General features: G+C 65.2%; 16 protein-coding genes. 13 read left to right on the top strand and 3 right to left on the bottom strand.

The genetic code is table 11. The features are described 5' to 3' along the window. Nucleotides 1–6: 6 nt before the first annotated feature. A complete protein-coding gene (locus HMI58_RS03040; protein ID WP_171618102.1) occupies nt 7–1,152 on the bottom strand; it encodes a glycosyltransferase in 1,146 nt (381 codons plus the stop codon). Between the two features lie 134 nt (nt 1,153–1,286). On the opposite strand from HMI58_RS03040, the gene HMI58_RS03035 reads away from it, so the two are divergent. From HMI58_RS03035 to HMI58_RS03020, 4 genes are read left to right on the top strand one after another with little or no spacing between them, the layout of a single operon-like run. Further along, on the top strand, nt 1,287–1,925 hold the full coding sequence (locus HMI58_RS03035) for a glycosyltransferase family 2 protein (protein WP_171584134.1): 639 nt from the start codon (nt 1,287–1,289) through the stop codon (nt 1,923–1,925). A 5-nt stretch (nt 1,926–1,930) separates the two neighbouring features. Beyond that, nucleotides 1,931–2,338, top strand: a complete 408-nt coding sequence (locus HMI58_RS03030; RefSeq protein WP_171584135.1) for a DUF2304 domain-containing protein — start codon at nt 1,931–1,933, stop codon at nt 2,336–2,338. A 13-nt stretch (nt 2,339–2,351) separates the two neighbouring features. Continuing rightward, entirely contained in the window at nt 2,352–4,151 is a 1,800-nt protein-coding gene (locus HMI58_RS03025) for an ABC transporter ATP-binding protein (RefSeq protein ID WP_171618101.1), read from the top strand. Between the two features lie 48 nt (nt 4,152–4,199). Beyond that, nucleotides 4,200–5,384, top strand: a complete 1,185-nt coding sequence (locus HMI58_RS03020; protein ID WP_171618100.1) for a glycosyltransferase family 1 protein — start codon at nt 4,200–4,202, stop codon at nt 5,382–5,384. A gap of 95 nt (nt 5,385–5,479) precedes the next feature. On the opposite strand, the gene HMI58_RS03015 is transcribed toward HMI58_RS03020, so the two are convergent. After that, a complete protein-coding gene (locus HMI58_RS03015; protein ID WP_171618099.1) occupies nt 5,480–7,423 on the bottom strand; it encodes a GH25 family lysozyme in 1,944 nt (647 codons plus the stop codon). A gap of 247 nt (nt 7,424–7,670) precedes the next feature. Between HMI58_RS03015 and HMI58_RS03010 the strand changes: the two genes are divergently transcribed. From HMI58_RS03010 to HMI58_RS02975, 8 genes are all read left to right on the top strand, one after another. After that, nucleotides 7,671–8,897, top strand: a complete 1,227-nt coding sequence (locus HMI58_RS03010) for an ATPase, T2SS/T4P/T4SS family (RefSeq protein WP_171618098.1) — start codon at nt 7,671–7,673, stop codon at nt 8,895–8,897. Then, nucleotides 8,894–9,751: a type II secretion system F family protein gene (locus HMI58_RS03005; protein ID WP_171618097.1), complete on the top strand. Its 858-nt coding sequence runs from the start codon at nt 8,894–8,896 to the stop codon at nt 9,749–9,751. The genes HMI58_RS03010 and HMI58_RS03005 overlap by 4 nt, the downstream gene beginning before the upstream one ends. Continuing rightward, complete coding sequence (locus tag HMI58_RS03000; RefSeq protein ID WP_171618096.1) at nt 9,751–10,689, top strand: type II secretion system F family protein; 939 nt, start codon at nt 9,751–9,753, stop codon at nt 10,687–10,689. The genes HMI58_RS03005 and HMI58_RS03000 overlap by 1 nt, the downstream gene beginning before the upstream one ends. A 41-nt stretch (nt 10,690–10,730) precedes the next feature. Continuing rightward, complete coding sequence (locus HMI58_RS02995) at nt 10,731–10,973, top strand: hypothetical protein (RefSeq protein ID WP_171618095.1); 243 nt, start codon at nt 10,731–10,733, stop codon at nt 10,971–10,973. A gap of 28 nt (nt 10,974–11,001) precedes the next feature. Continuing rightward, a complete protein-coding gene (locus HMI58_RS02990) occupies nt 11,002–11,436 on the top strand; it encodes a TadE family protein (RefSeq protein WP_171618094.1) in 435 nt (144 codons plus the stop codon). After that, complete coding sequence (locus HMI58_RS02985) at nt 11,402–11,845, top strand: hypothetical protein (protein ID WP_171618093.1); 444 nt, start codon at nt 11,402–11,404, stop codon at nt 11,843–11,845. Before HMI58_RS02990 ends, HMI58_RS02985 begins: the two co-directional genes overlap by 35 nt. A gap of 62 nt (nt 11,846–11,907) precedes the next feature. Beyond that, nucleotides 11,908–12,318, top strand: coding sequence for a pilus assembly protein TadG-related protein (locus HMI58_RS02980; RefSeq protein ID WP_171584143.1), 411 nt, complete (start codon nt 11,908–11,910; stop codon nt 12,316–12,318). 87 nt (nt 12,319–12,405) lie between these two features. Further along, on the top strand, nt 12,406–13,992 hold the full coding sequence (locus HMI58_RS02975) for an FG-GAP-like repeat-containing protein (RefSeq protein ID WP_171618164.1): 1,587 nt from the start codon (nt 12,406–12,408) through the stop codon (nt 13,990–13,992). A gap of 15 nt (nt 13,993–14,007) precedes the next feature. Here the strand turns inward: HMI58_RS02975 and HMI58_RS02970 are convergent, their stop codons facing one another. Then, nucleotides 14,008–15,072, bottom strand: coding sequence for an NAD(P)-binding domain-containing protein (locus HMI58_RS02970; RefSeq protein WP_171618092.1), 1,065 nt, complete (start codon nt 15,070–15,072; stop codon nt 14,008–14,010). Between the two features lie 162 nt (nt 15,073–15,234). Here HMI58_RS02970 and HMI58_RS02965 point away from each other — a divergent pair, with 162 nt between their 5' ends. Further along, a complete protein-coding gene (locus HMI58_RS02965; RefSeq protein ID WP_171618091.1) occupies nt 15,235–16,362 on the top strand; it encodes a glutamate--cysteine ligase in 1,128 nt (375 codons plus the stop codon). Nucleotides 16,363–16,368: the final 6 nt, after the last annotated feature.

Below are 16,368 nucleotides of genomic sequence, written 5' to 3'. Positions count from 1 at the left end.
TGGCGGCTAGGTCCGGGGGGACGTGAGCCGCTGCACCATGGCCCGAATCACTGATTCGTCGGTGGCGGAGCTCAACTCCGGCGCCGCGGTGTGGGCGTTCCGCTTGAACTGGGCGACCTCCTGCTCTGTGAGCTCGGACAGGGTCCGGGTGAGGTCGTCGGCCGTGAAACCCTGCGTCACTGCGCCGAGCTGATGGTCCTGAATCAGTCTAGACGTCTCCGGCGAGGGGCTGAACACGATGGCCAGGCGCGCCTGGACAAAGTCGAAGAACTTGTTCGGGAGCATCAGCGCGTGGTTGGTGGTCCTCGGGGGAAGGCTGAACACCCCGACGTCGTACGCGTTCAAGGTGGCGGGCAGGTCGTCCGGGGCGACGGCGTCGTGGAAGGTGATCCGCTCCTGGGCGCCGGCCGCGGCGCGGAGTGTTTCCCAATACTTTCCGCCATCGCGGGCCTTCACCAGGTACAGGTCCAGGCTGAACCGTTCGTCCAGCGCCTTGACCGCCTCGATCATCGCCTCCAGGTTGCGGCCCGGCACTGCCGCGCCGCTGTGGACCAGGCGAATGCGGCCCTCAACCATGGGGGAGGGCTCCAGCGGGCGCAGCGGACCCGCATTGCGGACCACTTCCGTGCGGCACCCGAACCGTTCGGTATAGAGGCGGGCAATCGACTCGTTGACGGTGATAACCCCGGCCGAGCGGGGGAGGTAGGTTTTGCAGACCCAGGTCATGTAGGGCTTCACCAGGATTTTCCAGGACAGCACGTGGGACCTCTCCTCGGGCGCCCACTCGTGCATGTCCCCGAGCACCGGAGCGGAGCCAGCCACCTCGTGTGCGAGGGGGAGGGCGCGCGCCTCGTTGGCGACTACCAAGTCATACTCCGCCGCCCCGATCAGTTCGCGGGCCCGCTGCACCGCGGGTGCCTTCGAGCCTGCGGTGGCGAAACGCCGCAGGGCCAGGCCGAGCACGCCAGCGGGAGTCTGGGGCAGGGAGGGGAGGGCCGAATCCACTTCGAGGTGGGTGGTGGCCCCGGGAGGGGCCGATCCGTAGCTGACGGTCGTCACCGTGCCGCATTCTGCGAGGGTTTGTACCTGCCGCAGTACCCGGGAATCAGCGTTGATGTCCGAGAAGGATATGCAGAGAATGCGGAGGGTCATGACCGCAAGCCTAACGGTTCGGCAGGGGCTGGCCGCCCGGCACGGCGGCGAGCCCCCGGCATCGAAGCTGGGGGGCGGGCCGGGGAACGTATGGAATACTTACCCCTGTGAGTCGCTCCTGGGTCGTCATACCAATGTATAACGAAGCCACCGTTGTAGGTGGCGTGATCAAAGGACTCCTCCCACATTTTCCCCACGTGGTCTGCGTGGATGACGGCAGCACCGACGGATCACCTGAGGCGGCTGCCGCGGCGGGCGCCGTCGTCGTCCGGCACCCCTTTAACCTGGGACAGGGTGCTGCCCTGCAGACGGGCCTGGAGTATGCACTGCAGGATCCCGCCTTGGACGCGGTCATCACGTTCGACGCCGATAACCAGCACCGTGTGCAGGATGCCCAGGAAATGCTCGCCCGGGTGCAGTCCGGCGAGCTGGAAGTGGTGCTCGGATCCCGGTTCCTGGACGGGCGCACCAAGATTTCGCCGCTGAAGCGGCTGGTCTTGAGAACCGTCGCCTTCCAGTCGAGGATGTCGACCGGTCTGGAACTGACCGACGCGCACAACGGTCTCCGGGTCATCAACGCCGGGGTCGCGCGCCGCATTCACCTGAAGCAGAACCGGATGGCCCACGCGTCCGAACTGATCCACCAGCTGGCAGAGCTGAAGCCGCGGCTCGCGGAGCACCCCGTCGAGATCATCTACACCGACTACTCGAAGGCCAAAGGCCAGTCCTTGCTCAACGGCGTCAATATTCTCGCCGATCTCTTCTTCAGGTGAACCCCATGCTCTTTATCGTCCAGATTGTCCTTGTCCTTGCTGTGATCCTCGGCTCACTGGTGCTGATGAGGGGCGGCGCCAACGCCAGCCACCTCGCCATCCGCCGGATCCTGCTGCTGGCCTTCGCCCTGATCGCCGCGCTGTCGATTTTCCTGCCGGAGCTCCTGACCGGGCTGGCGAACCTGTTCGGCATCGGCCGGGGCACCGACCTGGTCCTGTACGGGTTTATCGTCTGCTTCATGGTCTTCATGGCCTCCTCCGCCCAGCGCCACCGGCACATGGAGGAATCCCTGACGCGGCTCGCCCGCCGGGTTGCGCTCGATGAGACGCCCCGCGTCTGGGAGACGGAGACCAGCAATCCCAGCCTGCCCGGAGCCCCCTCCGACGACCCTCCGCGGACCCAACTAAGCTAATCTTGCGGGAGCCATGAAATCACTTATCAGTATTAACCGTCAGCTTCTGGCGGTCCTCCCGCCCAGCGCACGCCGCTTCCTCCTGCGCTACGCCATCCTCTCGTCGCTGCTCTCACTGATCGACGTGGTGGCCCTGGGTTTGCTCGCCATCGTCATGTCGAGCATCATCACCGGCAGCCCGGTCAACCTGGGCCCGTTCGGCCGAATCGACGAGGTCTCCCACTACATCACCGTGCTCGCGGTCTTCTGCACCCTGGTGATCATCAAGAGCGGGCTGAACATCCTGCTGCTGCGCTACGCAACCTCCCGCTTCGCCTCCCACGAGGTGGCCATCGGTGACCGGCTGTTGGCCGCCTACATGCGTGCGCCCTGGGTGGACCGCCTGAAGCGCAATTCCGCGGAGCTGGTCCGCTCAGTCGACTCAGGTGTGTCGCTGACCGTGTCCGGCGTATTGATGCCGTCGATGGGTCTGGCCGGCGAGATCGTCTCCGTGATCGCCGTCGTCAGTGTTTTGTTCGTGAGCAACTGGATCACTGCCGTCACCGCCATCATCTATCTGGGCCTGATCGCCCTCCTGCTCTCCCGCGGAATCTCCAAGCGGGCCGTCGCCAACGGACGGCGCAACCGGCAGTTCTCGTTCAGGACCGTCCGACTGCTGACGGAAGCAGTGGGCGCGCTGAAGGAGGTCACCCTGCGCGGTGCCTCACCGGACGTCGAAAAGGCAGTCCACAACAACCGCATCCACTCCTCGAAAGCCCGGGCGCTGGCAATCTTCCTCGGCCAGGTGCCGCGGTTTGTGCTCGAGGCCGGTCTGATCGGCGGCTTCATGCTGGTCGGCGGGGTGGGGCTGCTCACCAGCCCGTCGGGCGTCGACCCGGTTACCAACGCCCTGGCCGCCGTCGCGCTCTTCGGCGTTGCGGGGTTCAGGATCATCCCGTCCCTGACACGTTTCCAGGCGATCCTGTCGATGGTGCACTCCAACTCACCGTTCGCCGAACAGGTGCTCGCCGACATCAAGGAATCCGAGGCCAGCGCCAAGGACCAGGAGGAGCCCGACCAGTCGGAGCTGCCCCAGGGTGTGCCCGACGTCGTGCTCAAGGACGTGTCCTTCACCTACCCCGGCGCGGAAACCCCTGCGCTGAGCGGCGTCACGATGACCATCCCGTCCGGGTCACGCGTCGCAGTGGTGGGATCGTCGGGTGCCGGCAAGTCCACCCTGATCGACCTGCTGCTCGGACTGCTGCTGCCGAGCTCGGGGCAGGTGCTGGTCGGGGGAGTGCCGATGCGCGCCGTGCTTCACTCCTGGCGTTCCCGTGTGGGCTACGTGCCCCAGGAAGTCTCACTGTTCGACGCGTCAATCGCCCAGAACGTAGCCCTGACCTGGGATCCCGAACAGGTGGACGAGGACAGGGTTCGCCGCGCACTGGAGCGGGCCCAGATGCTGGAGACCGTTGAGAAGCGTCCCGACGGCATCCTCGGCGCGGTCGGAGAACGCGGAATGGCGCTGTCCGGTGGGCAGCGGCAAAGACTTGGCATTGCCCGCGGACTCTACGCCGATCCGGCGGTGCTGGTGATGGACGAGGCCACCAGTGCCCTCGACACCGCCACCGAGGCGGCGGTCACCCAGGCCGTCCGCAACCTCACCGGCAGCGTCACCACCATCACCGTTGCCCACCGTCTGTCGACCATCAGGGACAGCGACGTGGTCTTCTTCTTCGCCGATGGCAAGCTGGCCGCCCAGGGAACCTTCGCCGAAGTCATCGCACAAATGCCTGACTTCGCCGAGCAGGCCGCCCTGGCCGGCCTCACCTAGCCGGCACTGTCCACCACTCTTCAACCAACCCACACCTGGAGTAAAACCATGACCGAGGGAAACCTTCCCGGAGCCCGTCCGCGCATTCTTGTGCTCTCGTTCTCGCCCATCCACCGGGATCCCCGGGTCCTGCGGCAGATCCAGTTCTTCAGCGAGTTCGCCGACGTGATGTCCTGTGGCTATGGTGCTGCACCCGAGGGAGTGGTGGACCACGTCGAGATCCCGGTCGAGTACAAGCCGTGGCGTCCGGACTTCAAGAAGGTGGCTGTGCTCCTCGGTGCGCGCTTCCACGAACGCCTCTACTTCGACTCCGACCGGGTGAAGCACGTTCTGAAAAACATCCCCGCCGGCAGTGTCGACGTGATCGTCGCGAATGACGCACTGGCTGTCCCCGCTGCTGTCGCGCTGCGCCCCCGCAAGGGCATCCACGCCGACCTGCACGAGTACGCGCCCCGGCAGGGCGAGGACAAGCTGCAGTGGAAGCTCCTCGTGGGCCCCCTGATGGACTGGGCGTGCCGCAAATACGTTACGAAGGCCGATTCCGTGTCGACCGTGGCCAAGGGGATTGCTGAGGAGTATGCAGCCGTCTACCGGATTCCCGAACCCGCTGTCGTCCCGAACGCCTCCTACTACGATGACCGGTACAGCCCCTCACCGGTCCACTCGCCGCTGCGCCTGATCCACGCCGGAGCCGCTGGCCGGGGGCGCAAGATCGAGATCATGATGGACGCCGTCGCCCGTGCCAACGAGCTGAAGCCTGGCAGCGTCACCTTCGACGTCGTGCTGGTTCCCGGCGAGCAGGACTACATCGACGAGCTGGCCGTGAAGGCTGCTGCGGTGCCGGGCGGCGTGATCAGGATGCTGCCACCAGTGAAGTTTGAGGAGATTGTCGGGCTGCTGCACGGCTACGACATTGGCTTCTACCTGTGCCCGCCCGCGAACTTCAACATGCTGCACGCGTTGCCGAACAAACTGTTCGAATTCGTCCAGGCGCGCCTCGCGGTCCTCATCGGCCCCTCACCGGAGATGAAGCGTGTGGTCGAGGAACACGGGTTCGGTGTGGTGTCGAAGGATTTCGATGCCGAGTCGGCCGCCCAGGTCCTGATCGGTCTGACCCCGGAGCAGGTCGCCGAAATGAAGGAGGCCTCGCACAAGGCAGCCCGTACCCTCAGCGCCGAGAATGTTGCGGCACCCTGGATTGCAGCAGTGAAGAAGCTTGCCGGCGTCGCCTAGACTCCTGGTCATTGGCCGTCCGCTGGCCTGACACCAGACAGGCCCCGTCCCCTTCAGCTGAAGGAGACGGGGCCTGTTGTGGTTGGTGGGGAGGCCTAGTGCAGCCGGGTCCCGGCGACGGTCAGCGTCGACCAGCCGTGGCCGAACTGGGCCCAGGTGCCCCAGACGCCCCCGGTCCTGATGGGGTAGTAGTGAAGCGTCCCATCGTGGCGTTTGGCGATGATGCCCCGGCTTCCCGTGCCAGCGAAACCCGAGACACTGTCCATGGTGTGGGTGGTGTGCCAGCCGGTGCCGACCAGGCGCCGGGTCTCATACTGGAATCCGCCGGTGCCCACCCCCCGGTACAGTGCCAGCTTGGAGGCGGTGTTGCGGGCCAGCAGGTCCTGGCGTCCGTCGCCGTCGAAGTCGGTCATCACCACCGACATGGAGCCGAAGCCGTGGCCGATCTTGCGGGGCGACATCAGGGTGCCATTGTTATTCTGCGGCCAGTAGTGAAGGGTGCCGTCGGAACGGGTGCCGATGATGGTGGGTCGGGCACCGCGGAGCCACGGGCCGACTGTCATTTTCATGCCGCCCCAACCCGACGTGGCCAGGACCTGCGCTGGGTAAAAGCCGCCAGTGGTCCGGCCCAGGTAGACGGTCAGACGGCCGTTGGCCCACTGCGCGAGGATGTCGATGACGCCGTCGCCGTTCCAGTCCACCGAGTGGATGGTTCGGGTGTTGGACCAGCCGTGACCGATCTGCACCTTCGAGGAGACAGACCCGTTCCCGGTGCCGGGGTAGTTGAAGAGCCGGCCGGCACTGTCGATGGCGATGACATCGGCGGACGAGCGGATGGACGGACCCGTGGGGCGAGGTGCTGCTACCACCGGGGCAGAGTTGCGGGCGAAGTTGGCCAGTGCCGCGGAGGTGCCGTTCCAGACGTTCCAGTCGCCCACTACCGGGCCCTCGTGGGTGTACTGCCAGAGGCTGTACGTGTTCCAGCCGGCAGGCAACCTTCCGGCACCCACATTGTTGTAGTTGGCAATGTGCAGCGGGTGGTCAGCGAACGCGGTGGAGTTGCCGGTGCAGCGGTTCCACCAGTCGGTGGTGGTGTAGATCATGGGGACGCGGCCGGTCCGGTTCAACATGGTGTTGGAGAAGTCCCGGATCCAGTTGACCATCGCGGTGGCGCTCATGTTGTAGCAATCGTTCCCGAGCGAGGAATAGGGGTTGTACTCGACGTCGAGCAGGGGTGGGAGAGTCCTGCCATCGGCGGTCCACCCGCCGCCGTTGTTGATGAAGTAGTTGGCCTGTGCCGCCCCGGTGGAGATGCTGGGGATGGCGAAGTGGTAGGCACCGCGGACCATTCCGACGTTTGCCGACCCCGTGTACTGCTGGTTGTAGTTGGGGTTCTTGTAGCTCAGGGCTTCGGTGGCCTTGGTGTAGGCGAACCGTGAACCCTGGTTCCAGGCTGCCGCCCAGTTGACGTTGCCCTGATGGCTGCTGACGTCAATGCCCAGGATGCCCTGGGGGCGCCACAGGTTGACCGACGGGTCAGCCGCAGCAGCGGGTGCGTCGCTCAGTTCCTTCTGGTCCTGGAGCTCCCGGGCGGTGGGGACCTGTGGGTTGCCGGATTCAGCGATCCTTTCGACGCCCTGGCCGAGGGTGGCGCCATGGGGGCCGATCAGCTTGGCGAGCGCTTCGGGGTCCGCGGCGAGCTCGGCGGCGGTGAGTTCCTCCGGCGCCTTTGCTGCGGGTTCGACCGCTTCTGTCGTCTCAGCTGGTTCAGCTGGTTCAGGGACTGTTGCCGGATCGACGGCGGCTGGTTCAGCCGGGTCCGTGGCGGCAGGGACTGGAACCGTTGTGTCGACTGGCACAGTGCTGGTGCCGGTCGGGTCCGTGGGCGCAGATTCGACCGGTACGGATTCGGCTGGTTCCGCGATGGCGGGTGCCGGAGGGACGGGCTGCGGCGCGGCGATGGCGGGCATTGTTCCGGCGGCCATCGCTGCGGTGAGGAGGACGGCGGCAAGGACAGTGGAGGCACGAGAGTGAGTCACAGAATTTCTCCGGGTAATGCGAGCCCAAGGCGAGAGGAGGGCGTCGTCCCTTCGAGAATAGCTGACTGTGATGGATGTTACTACAGGTACGGGTGTTACCTGGGAGTAAAGAGTTATCCACACAAGGTGTTGTGGAGGCTAGGCACGGATCGTGGATTCCCCTACCCTAGGACGAATTCACCGGTACCAGCCACGGTCTCAGGCGTTCCGGCCGAAGGGTCGGTGCGCTCTGACATCAGGGAGTCCTATGGACGCCGTTCGGATTATCGAGGACGAGGTGCGCGAGCTGATTCGCCGCCGTGGTCTTGATCCGAGCCGCCAAAGCGGTGAGGTGCTGAGCCTGGTGGAGGCTGCCGTAAATGACTACGACGAGCGTTCAGTGGTCGGGACGCTCCCGCAACTGGGACAGCTGGACCTGGCGCGGAAGCATGTCTTTGACGCTGTCGCGGGTTTCGGTGCCCTGCAGCCGCTGCTGGACGATCCAACGGTCGAAGAGCTGTGGATCAACTCCCCGTCGGAGATCTACGTGGCGAGGTCTGGCGAGTCGGAGTTGACCTCCCTGGTCCTTGCAGAGCAACAGATCCATGACCTGGTGGAGCGAATGCTGAAGTCCTCCGGCAGGCGGCTGGATCTTTCATCACCCTTTGTGGATGCGGCATTGCCCGATGGTTCCCGACTGCACGTGGTCATTCCGGACGTCACCCGGCGCCACTGGTCGGTGAACATTCGCAAGTTCATCGCGAAGGCCACCCGGCTGGACCATCTGGTCGAGCTGGGTACCCTGACCCCGCAGGCCGCCCGCTTCCTGGATGCAGCGGTCGCGAGTGGGTTGAACATCCTTGTTTCGGGTGCCACCCAGGCAGGAAAGACCACACTGCTGAACTGTCTCGGCTCGAGCATCGGGTCGCGGGAGCGGGTGGTTACCGTGGAGGAGATCTTTGAGCTGAAGCTGCCACTCAGGGATGTGGTGGGGATGCAGTGCCGTCCGCCGAATCTGGAGGGTCAGGGCGAGATTCCGCTGCGGAGGCTGGTCAAGGAGGCCCTGCGGATGCGTCCCGATCGGCTGATCGTCGGCGAGGTACGTGAAGCCGAAAGTCTGGACATGCTTGTTGCGCTTAATTCGGGATTGCCCGGCATGTGTAGCGTCCATGCCAATAGTGCCCACGATGCGGTGACGAAGATTTGCACGCTCCCGCTGCTCGCTGGCGACAACATTTCCAGTGCCTTCGTTGTGCCGACCGTTGCGTCCTGCATCGATCTGGTTGTCCATTGCGAACGCGTCCGGGACGGACGGCGGTGGATCACCGAAATCCTGTGCCTTGGGCGACGTGTGGAGAACGGCATCATCGAGTCCTCGTCTGTCTTCCGGAGGGTCGAAGGAGACCTCGTCGTCACGGCCTCGGCCATGCCCGCCGAGGAGAAGTTCGCCAGCGCGGGTTTCCAGGTGTCACGACTATTGGAACCAGTCACATGACGGCGGCGATTGGGGCTGCACTCGGGGCGGGGCTGTACCTCTTCTGGTGGTCTTGCTGGACCGAACCGCGGCGGAGCAGGCCGACTATTCAACAGGTCGGACGGGTCGAGGAACTTCTCCTCCGCGCCGGGATCGAGAAGGTTTCAGTAGGGGGCCTGATGGCATCCTCAGCGGGGATAGGGGTGCTGTGCTTTCTCACAATCTTTGTTCTTACCGGGTCTCCGCCTATTGCGGCCTGCTTTTCACTGTTTGCGGCGTTCCTTCCCACGGGCGTCGTCAGGTGGAGGGCGCACCGGCGCGCGGCGGCGCTTCGGGAGCTGTGGCCCGACGTTGTTGACCACCTGCGATCGGCGATCCGGGCTGGGTTGTCGCTACCGGAAGCGATCACCCAGCTGGGCGACAAGGGCCCGGTCGAGCTACGCCAGGCATTCTCCGCATTCGGCGCTGATTACCGCGCAGGAGCTCGGTTCGATGATGCGCTCGGTCGGTTGAAGACCAGACTCGCGGATCCGGTGGCCGACCGCATCATCGAAGCTTTGCGGATGACGCGTGAAGTGGGTGGCTCGGATCTTGGCCGGCTCCTCGGCACATTGGCCGACTTCCTGCGGGACAGCGCCCGGACGAGAAGTGAGCTTGAGGCGCGCCAATCGTGGACCATCAATGCAGCCCGTCTGGCGGTGGCCGCGCCCTGGCTGGTTCTGATGCTCCTTGCAACCCGGCCTGAGGCGGTCAGGGCGTACAACACTCCGACGGGAGCAGCAGTTCTTCTTGGGGGACTGGTCATTTCGGTGGTCTGCTACCGGATCATGCTTCGCATCGGTGCGTTGCCTCAGGACGAGAGGGTGCTCCGGTGATGGACACCCATGCGCTCGCAGCGCTCGCCGGTTGTGTACTGGGTGTCGGTCTGTGGCTGGTCCTGGTGAGAGTTCCGGTGATGCGGACGACGCGGTTTGTCGACCGGGTGGCGCCTCAACTGAAGTCCGTCGAGGTGCGTTCCCGTTTGTTGGATGGAGCTCCGGCGCTCTTGACTCCCTTTGGTCCCATTGAGCGCATTGCTCGCCCTGTGGTGAACGACGTCGTCGCCTGGCTCGGTCGGTTCAATCCGGCATCGACCATGTTGGCAAAACGGCTGGCCCAGGCGGGCAAGGACCAAAGGGTCGTCGACTTTCGGGCTGAGCAAATTCTCTGGGCGGCGGTTGCCTTCATCCTCTCCGCGGGTGTCGCTGTAATGATGACCCTCTCGGGTGCCGTCGGCACGTTCCCGGCTGCGCTAGCCGTCGGCGGATGCACAGCCGGTGGGTACCTACTAAGGGACTACGTGTTGTCCGTGCAGATCAAACGGCGTGAGGCCAGGATGCTCGCTGAGTTTCCCAGCCTGGCCGAGCTGATGGCCCTGGCGGTAAGCGCGGGCGAGAGTGCAACGGGGGCGTTGGAGCGAATCTGCCGTACCGCACATGGGGAGCTGGCGCGGGAGTTCGAACGGGTCCTCGCGGAAACCAGGGCTGGGACCCCACTTATCGCAGCCCTGCAGCAGTTCTCCAACCGGACCAGACTCACACCGCTGGTGCGGTTTGTCGATGGGGTTTCGGTGGCAGTTCAGCGCGGCACACCCTTGGCGGATGTCCTCAGGGCTCAGGCCCAGGACGTCCGCGATGTGTCCAAGCGGGAACTGATGGAATCCGCCGGAAAGAAGGAAATCGCCATGATGATTCCCCTGGTGTTTGGCGTGCTTCCCCTGACGGTGCTTTTCGCCGTTTACCCGGGCATCGCACTGATCAGCCTGGGGTTGTGATCCACAGCAAATCAACTGAAGTCGACCGGAAGAGGTACAGAATGAAACCGCACCCGCCCATCCATCGGATCCTTCCAGCCCTTCACCTCATCGTTGCTCTCACCCTGACCCGTTTGGTTCACGGAGTGCGTGGCACCGATGACGATCCGCCCGAGCGCGGTGACGTACCCGGCTGGGTCATGATCACGCTGATGTCAGCAGTGCTGGTGGCAGCGTTGCTTGCCCTTGCTGGCCCGGCCCTGGAGAACCTGTTCAACGACGCGATCAGTCGCGTCAGTCCCTGAAGTATCGGGCATCGCGGAGATCCGCCGGATGGACTCCGGGCCGGGGTGGCGGCACGCCAATCGCACTGGGGCTGCTGAGGGACCCGAGCGTGGGGCCGCGGTGGTGGATTTCGCCTTGGTGGGGGGCCTCCTCACGGTCATCTTCATCGCGGTCCTGCAGCTGACTTTGGTCCTTCATGTCCGCAACACTCTCATCGACGCCGCGTCCGCTGGGGCACGCTACGGCGCACTCGCCGACCGCTCCGCCGATGACGCGGCCGCACGTACGGGGATCATTCTTTCCAGCGCCCTGAATGGGGCCTATGCGGAGAACATCTCGGTGGAGGAGATCGATCGGGACGGTGTGTCGATGTTGGCCGTGACGGTGCGTGCACCGTTACCGGTGATCGGGCTCATCGGTCCTGCCGGGGTGTTGGAGGTGACAGGACATGCTGCGCTTTCGAACGCTTCAGCGGACCAATAGTCGGGAATCCGGAAGTGCGGTGGTGGAGTTCGTCTTCCTCGGGCTGCTGCTCCTGGTGCCAGTTGTCTACTTCGTCCTGACGCTCTCCCAGCTCCAGGCCGGGTCCTTCGCCGTCGTTGGTGCGGCGGATCAGGCTGCAAAGGTTTATGTGAGCGAGGAATCAGTGCCGGATGCAGCTGCGGGTGCACAGCAGGCGGCGCTGTTGGTGCTGGATGATTTCGGGTTCGATGCAGCTGCAGCGGAGGTTCAGATCCGGTGTTTGAGTGAGTGTCTGGCACCCGGGTCGGGTGTGACCGTCGAGGTTCGGCTTGACGTAGGGCTGCCCCTGATGCCTTCGGGAAGCGGTGCGAACGGTTCGGCGATCGTTGTCGACGCGTCAGCAACCCAGCTCGTGGAGCGTTACCGGTGAGCGGATTTCCTCCTCATCCCAGATATCGCCGCGCATCACCGGCTGGTGAGGAAGGGCAGATTATGGTGATGGTGATCGGCTACGTTCTGCTGTCCCTACTGACGCTCACGGTGGTGTTGGCAGCGTCGGCGGTCTACCTTGATCGGCAGAAGCTTTTATCGGTTGCTGATGGGGCGGCTTTGAGCGCCGCGGATACGTTCGGGCTGGCTGAGCCGGCACCGGATGCCACGGCTCCGCTGCCGGAACTTGACTCGGGTACGGTGCGTACCTCGGTGCAGAATTACCTGGAACTGACCGGTGCTGGAGCACGCTTCAACGGGTTGTCGGTCGACCCGGCGACAGGAGCCCCGGATAACCGCACGGCAAGGGTGGTGCTCACCGCCGTAGTACACCCTCCGGTGGTGAATTTCCTTGTTCCGGAGGGTATTCCGATCGTCGTGACAGCTGATGCCAGGTCCGAGCTGACCCGTTAGACCTGACTGAGATTGGTGCCTTTGAGCAGGCTCTTTATTTCTTCAGCGGCGGTAAAATGGTGCCGGTTGGATGAGGTGGTCTGCGTGATGATTCGCTCGCTCCGGCGGATGGCAATTGCCCTGCTGACCTCACTCGCGCTCCTGCTCGGTTTCCTGACTGTCGCACCGCCTGCCCAGGCCGCACCGCTGTATGGCCACGACATTTCGTGGCCCCAGTGTTCGACGGCGCAGGGCGGGTTCGGTTTGCCCCTGCCGCCCACCTCGACCCAGTTCGTGATTGTGGGGCTGACCAGGGGGCTGCCGTTCACCGAGAACCCTTGTCTGGCAAGCCAGGTCAACTGGACCAAAACCAACAACAAAAAAGCCCATGGCTATGCGATGGCGGGCTACCCCACCGCCGGTCAGCTGAGCACCTATGGCTCACGGGGTCCGTGGACCAGCAATACCCGCGCCGGGCGACTCTCCAATGTGGGCTACTCCGAAGCGCAATACGCCGTCGCAAGCATGACCAGGATCGGGTTCCGGCCCCCGGTCGTCTGGATCGACGTCGAACCCCGGCCCGCCCAGCCCTGGCCCAGCAGCACGGCAGCCCAGCAGCGGGATAACCGGCTCGTCATCGAGGGGCTGATGAGGGGTCTGCGCGACGCCGGCTTCTCCTACGGTCTCTACTCCTACGCGGCAGGATGGGCTGAAATCACCGGCTCCTGGCGGTTGCCGGGTGTACCTGTCTGGGCGACCGCCGGCCGGCTGGACTACCCCAACGAAGCACTTGATCGCTGCCGGCAACCGAGCTTCTCCGGCGGGCGCGTCTTTATTTCCCAGTGGTACGACGACACCCGGGACTACGACCTCACGTGCGAGCCCTACACCTTTACCCCGCTGGCCATCCCTGCATCGACGCTGTCGCGATCCACTGCAGAGTTCAACGGCGACTGGAACAACGACATTCTGGCCCGCGTCACCTCAACGGGCGACCTGCGACTGTACCGGGGGAAGGGGAACGGCACCGCCTGGGGAGGAGTCCGCATCGGCGTGGACTGGGGACCGATGAACGCACTCGAAACTCCAGGCGATTTCAACGGTGACGGTCCCTCCGATGTACTCGCACGTGAAGCAGCCACCGGATACCTCTGGTTGTACCGGGGGAACGGCACTGGGGGATGGCTGCCTCGCGTGCGAGTCGGCCACGGCTGGAACTCGTTCAACTCCATCGTCGGGCCGGGCGACTTCACTGGCGACCAGTTCGTCGACGTCCTCGCCCGCGAGAGGACTACCGGCGACCTCTGGCTCTACCCGGGGAACGGTGCCGGTGGGTGGTTGCCTCGCCAGCGGGTCGGCAGTGACTGGAACGCGTTCAGCGCGATTGTCGCCCCGGGAGACTTCAACGGTGATGGCCGCTCCGACATTCTGGCCCGGGAATCAGCGACCGGCTACCTGTGGCTGTATCCGGGCAACGGCGCCGGCCGGTGGCTTCCGAGAGTCCGGGTGGGGACCAGCTGGAACTCGATGACCGCCCTGATGAGTCCGGGCGACTTCAACGGTGACCGCACCACTGACCTCCTGGCAAGGGATTCACGGGGCATCCTGTGGCTCTACCCGGGCAACGGCTCTGGCGCCTGGCTCCCACGGGTGCAGGTGGGCACCGGCTGGAACGGGCTGAACGCCATCTTCTAACCGGAGGGCAAAACGTCAGGTACCAGCGTTGACCGTGTCGAGCCGTTTCACGGCCGCAATAGCGGCGGCCCTGCCGGCACGGGTGGCTCCCAGGGTGGAGGCGGAGGCGCCGTAGCCCACCAACAGCACTCGGGGATCCTTGAGCACGTGGACCCCGTCCATCCGGATCCCGCCGCCGGGCTCCCGCAGTTTCAACGGGGCCAGATGGTCAAGGGCCGCCCTGAATCCGGTGGCCCACAGGATGACGTCGGCCCGGACTTCGTCCCCGCTGTCGAGGAGGACACCCTCGGGCGTAACCGAACGCATCCCACCGGCCGAGACCAGGATCCCGGCGTCGATCCCGTCCTGGTACTGGCGGGTCAGCGGTAGCCCGGTGGTCGAGACCACGCTGGCCGGGGGAAGGCCAGCCGCCGTCCGTTCGTTGACGGTCGCCTCCACCTCCCTGCCCCACTCGGCGTTGAACTCGCGTCCGGTGAAGAGTGGCGGCCGGCGGGTGACCCAGGTGGTGGTGGCGCCCGCCGCGGTGAGCTGGAGGAGGAACTGTGCGGCCGAGGTCCCGGCGCCCACTACCACCACGTGGAGCCCAGTGAACTCCTCCGCCGACCGGAAGTCGTGGGTGTGGAGCTGGGTGCCGAGGAACAGTTCGCGGCCCGGATAGTACGGCCAGTAGGGGCGGTCCCAGGTGCCGGTGCCGTTGATGATCAGCTCGGTGTCCCAGGTCGCTGACCCGGTGATGACCCGCAACGGACTATCCGGGGAGTCGGACACGACTTCCCGGACCGCCTCCGGGCGGTGCACCGGCAGCTCAAACTGCCGCTCATAGTCGCCGTAGTAGCGGCTGACCACCTCCGACGCCGGTTCGGTCGGGTCGGGTACGCCGAGGGCGAGACCCGGCAGGTCATGAATGTTGTGCGCAGTGCCGAAGGTGAGCGACGGCCAACGGTGCCGCCACGCACCGCCGGGCCCGTAATTGGCATCCAGCACCACAAAGTCCTTTTCGGGTTCGAGTCCCTGCCGTCGCAGATGGTAGGCGGCCGAGAGGCCGGCCTGGCCGGCGCCAATCACCACAGTCTTCAGCATGCTGCCCCTCTCGCCCCGATCATCGATACCCGTGGAACGGGTGGGCCGGGGTGCTTATTCCGGCGACCCTTGACACCCTTTCCAGTTCTGAGGACGCTTCTTCCTAAGCTCTCGATTTGTCAGCACCCAGCACCCCCGGCACGAAGAAGAGGAGGGGAGGCAGTGCCCACAGCAAATGTCACCCCTACCGGCACGCGGCCGGCAAGGACTTTCGGCGTGGAGGAGGAACTCCTCCTCCTCGACGAGCACACCGGGCGCCCCACGCCTCTCTCACCCCTGGTTCTTTCCGAGGTGGCGTCCGACGACGACGCCAGCGAGTTGTCACTGGAACTGCAGCAACAACAGCTGGAGGTGATCAGCCAGCCCTACACCGAACTGAGGGATCTGGCCGCGGCAATCCACAGCGGACGCCGCCAGGCGGACCGTGCTGCCCGCCAGTTTGGGGCCAGGGTGGCAGCGCTAGCCACCAGCGTCCACCCGGCGGCGCTCAGGCTGGCCCCCGATGGGCGGTATGAACGGATGCGGGACCTCTATGGGCTGGCGCTCGCCGAGCACCTCACCTGCGGGTTCCATGTGCACGTGTCGATTGAGTCCCCCGAGGAGGGGGTCGCCGTCCTGGACCGGATCCGGGTCTGGCTGCCGATCCTGCTGGCGCTCAGCGCCAATTCGCCCTACTGGAACGGCGTGGACAGCGGGTATGCCAGCTACCGGTACCCCTTGAACCTCCGCTGGCCCACCTCAGGTACCTACGAGCCGTTCGGCTCGGTGTGGGCGTACCAGAAGATGATTCAGGCACGTCTCAACGACGGTGTGATCCTTGATGAGGGAATGGTGTACACCGACGCACGGTTGGCCCGCAAACACCCAACGGTGGAGGTGAGGGTCTGCGACGTCTGCCTCTACGCGGGCGACGCCGTCCTGATCGCGGCACTGACCCGGGCGCTGGTCGAAGACGCGGCACGGGCGTGGCGGACAGGGGAGCCGGCCCCCGTCGCCACCGCAGCGGACCTCCGGGCCGCCAGCTGGACGGCCAGCAGATACGGGCTTCGGGGCCCGCTCGTCAACCCGGTGGCGGGCGGGCTCTGCGACGCAGCCGACGCAATCAACCTGCTGATCACCCGGGTTCAACCGGTCCTGCGGGAGTACGACGACGAGGCCACGGTGAACGGATTGCTGCGCCAGATCGAGCAACGTGGGACGGGCGCCGACCATCAGCGGTACCTGATGCGTGAGGGCCCGGCTGTCGTCGTCGCCGATGCCATGGCCCGCACCCACCTGAGCCCCCTGTAGGCTGGA

It is taken from the genome of Arthrobacter sp. 147(2020) (genome assembly GCF_013116715.1).
GTDB lineage: Bacteria > Actinomycetota > Actinomycetes > Actinomycetales > Micrococcaceae > Arthrobacter_D.
This window is presented reverse-complemented; position numbering and strand designations above follow the sequence as displayed.

Coding starts and splice junctions, on each gene's coding strand:
- HMI58_RS02990 (WP_171618094.1), top strand. CDS start 11,002: ATGGACTCCGGGCCGGGGTGGCGGCACGCCAATCGCACTGGGGCTGCT.
- HMI58_RS03030 (WP_171584135.1), top strand. CDS start 1,931: ATGCTCTTTATCGTCCAGATTGTCCTTGTCCTTGCTGTGATCCTCGGC.
- HMI58_RS03000 (WP_171618096.1), top strand. CDS start 9,751: ATGGACACCCATGCGCTCGCAGCGCTCGCCGGTTGTGTACTGGGTGTC.
- HMI58_RS02995 (WP_171618095.1), top strand. CDS start 10,731: ATGAAACCGCACCCGCCCATCCATCGGATCCTTCCAGCCCTTCACCTC.
- HMI58_RS03025 (WP_171618101.1), top strand. CDS start 2,352: ATGAAATCACTTATCAGTATTAACCGTCAGCTTCTGGCGGTCCTCCCG.
- HMI58_RS03010 (WP_171618098.1), top strand. CDS start 7,671: ATGGACGCCGTTCGGATTATCGAGGACGAGGTGCGCGAGCTGATTCGC.
- HMI58_RS03020 (WP_171618100.1), top strand. CDS start 4,200: ATGACCGAGGGAAACCTTCCCGGAGCCCGTCCGCGCATTCTTGTGCTC.
- HMI58_RS03035 (WP_171584134.1), top strand. CDS start 1,287: ATGTATAACGAAGCCACCGTTGTAGGTGGCGTGATCAAAGGACTCCTC.
- HMI58_RS02970 (WP_171618092.1), bottom strand. CDS start 15,072: ATGCTGAAGACTGTGGTGATTGGCGCCGGCCAGGCCGGCCTCTCGGCC.
- HMI58_RS02980 (WP_171584143.1), top strand. CDS start 11,908: ATGGTGATGGTGATCGGCTACGTTCTGCTGTCCCTACTGACGCTCACG.
- HMI58_RS02985 (WP_171618093.1), top strand. CDS start 11,402: ATGCTGCGCTTTCGAACGCTTCAGCGGACCAATAGTCGGGAATCCGGA.
- HMI58_RS03005 (WP_171618097.1), top strand. CDS start 8,894: ATGACGGCGGCGATTGGGGCTGCACTCGGGGCGGGGCTGTACCTCTTC.
- HMI58_RS02975 (WP_171618164.1), top strand. CDS start 12,406: ATGATTCGCTCGCTCCGGCGGATGGCAATTGCCCTGCTGACCTCACTC.
- HMI58_RS03040 (WP_171618102.1), bottom strand. CDS start 1,152: ATGACCCTCCGCATTCTCTGCATATCCTTCTCGGACATCAACGCTGAT.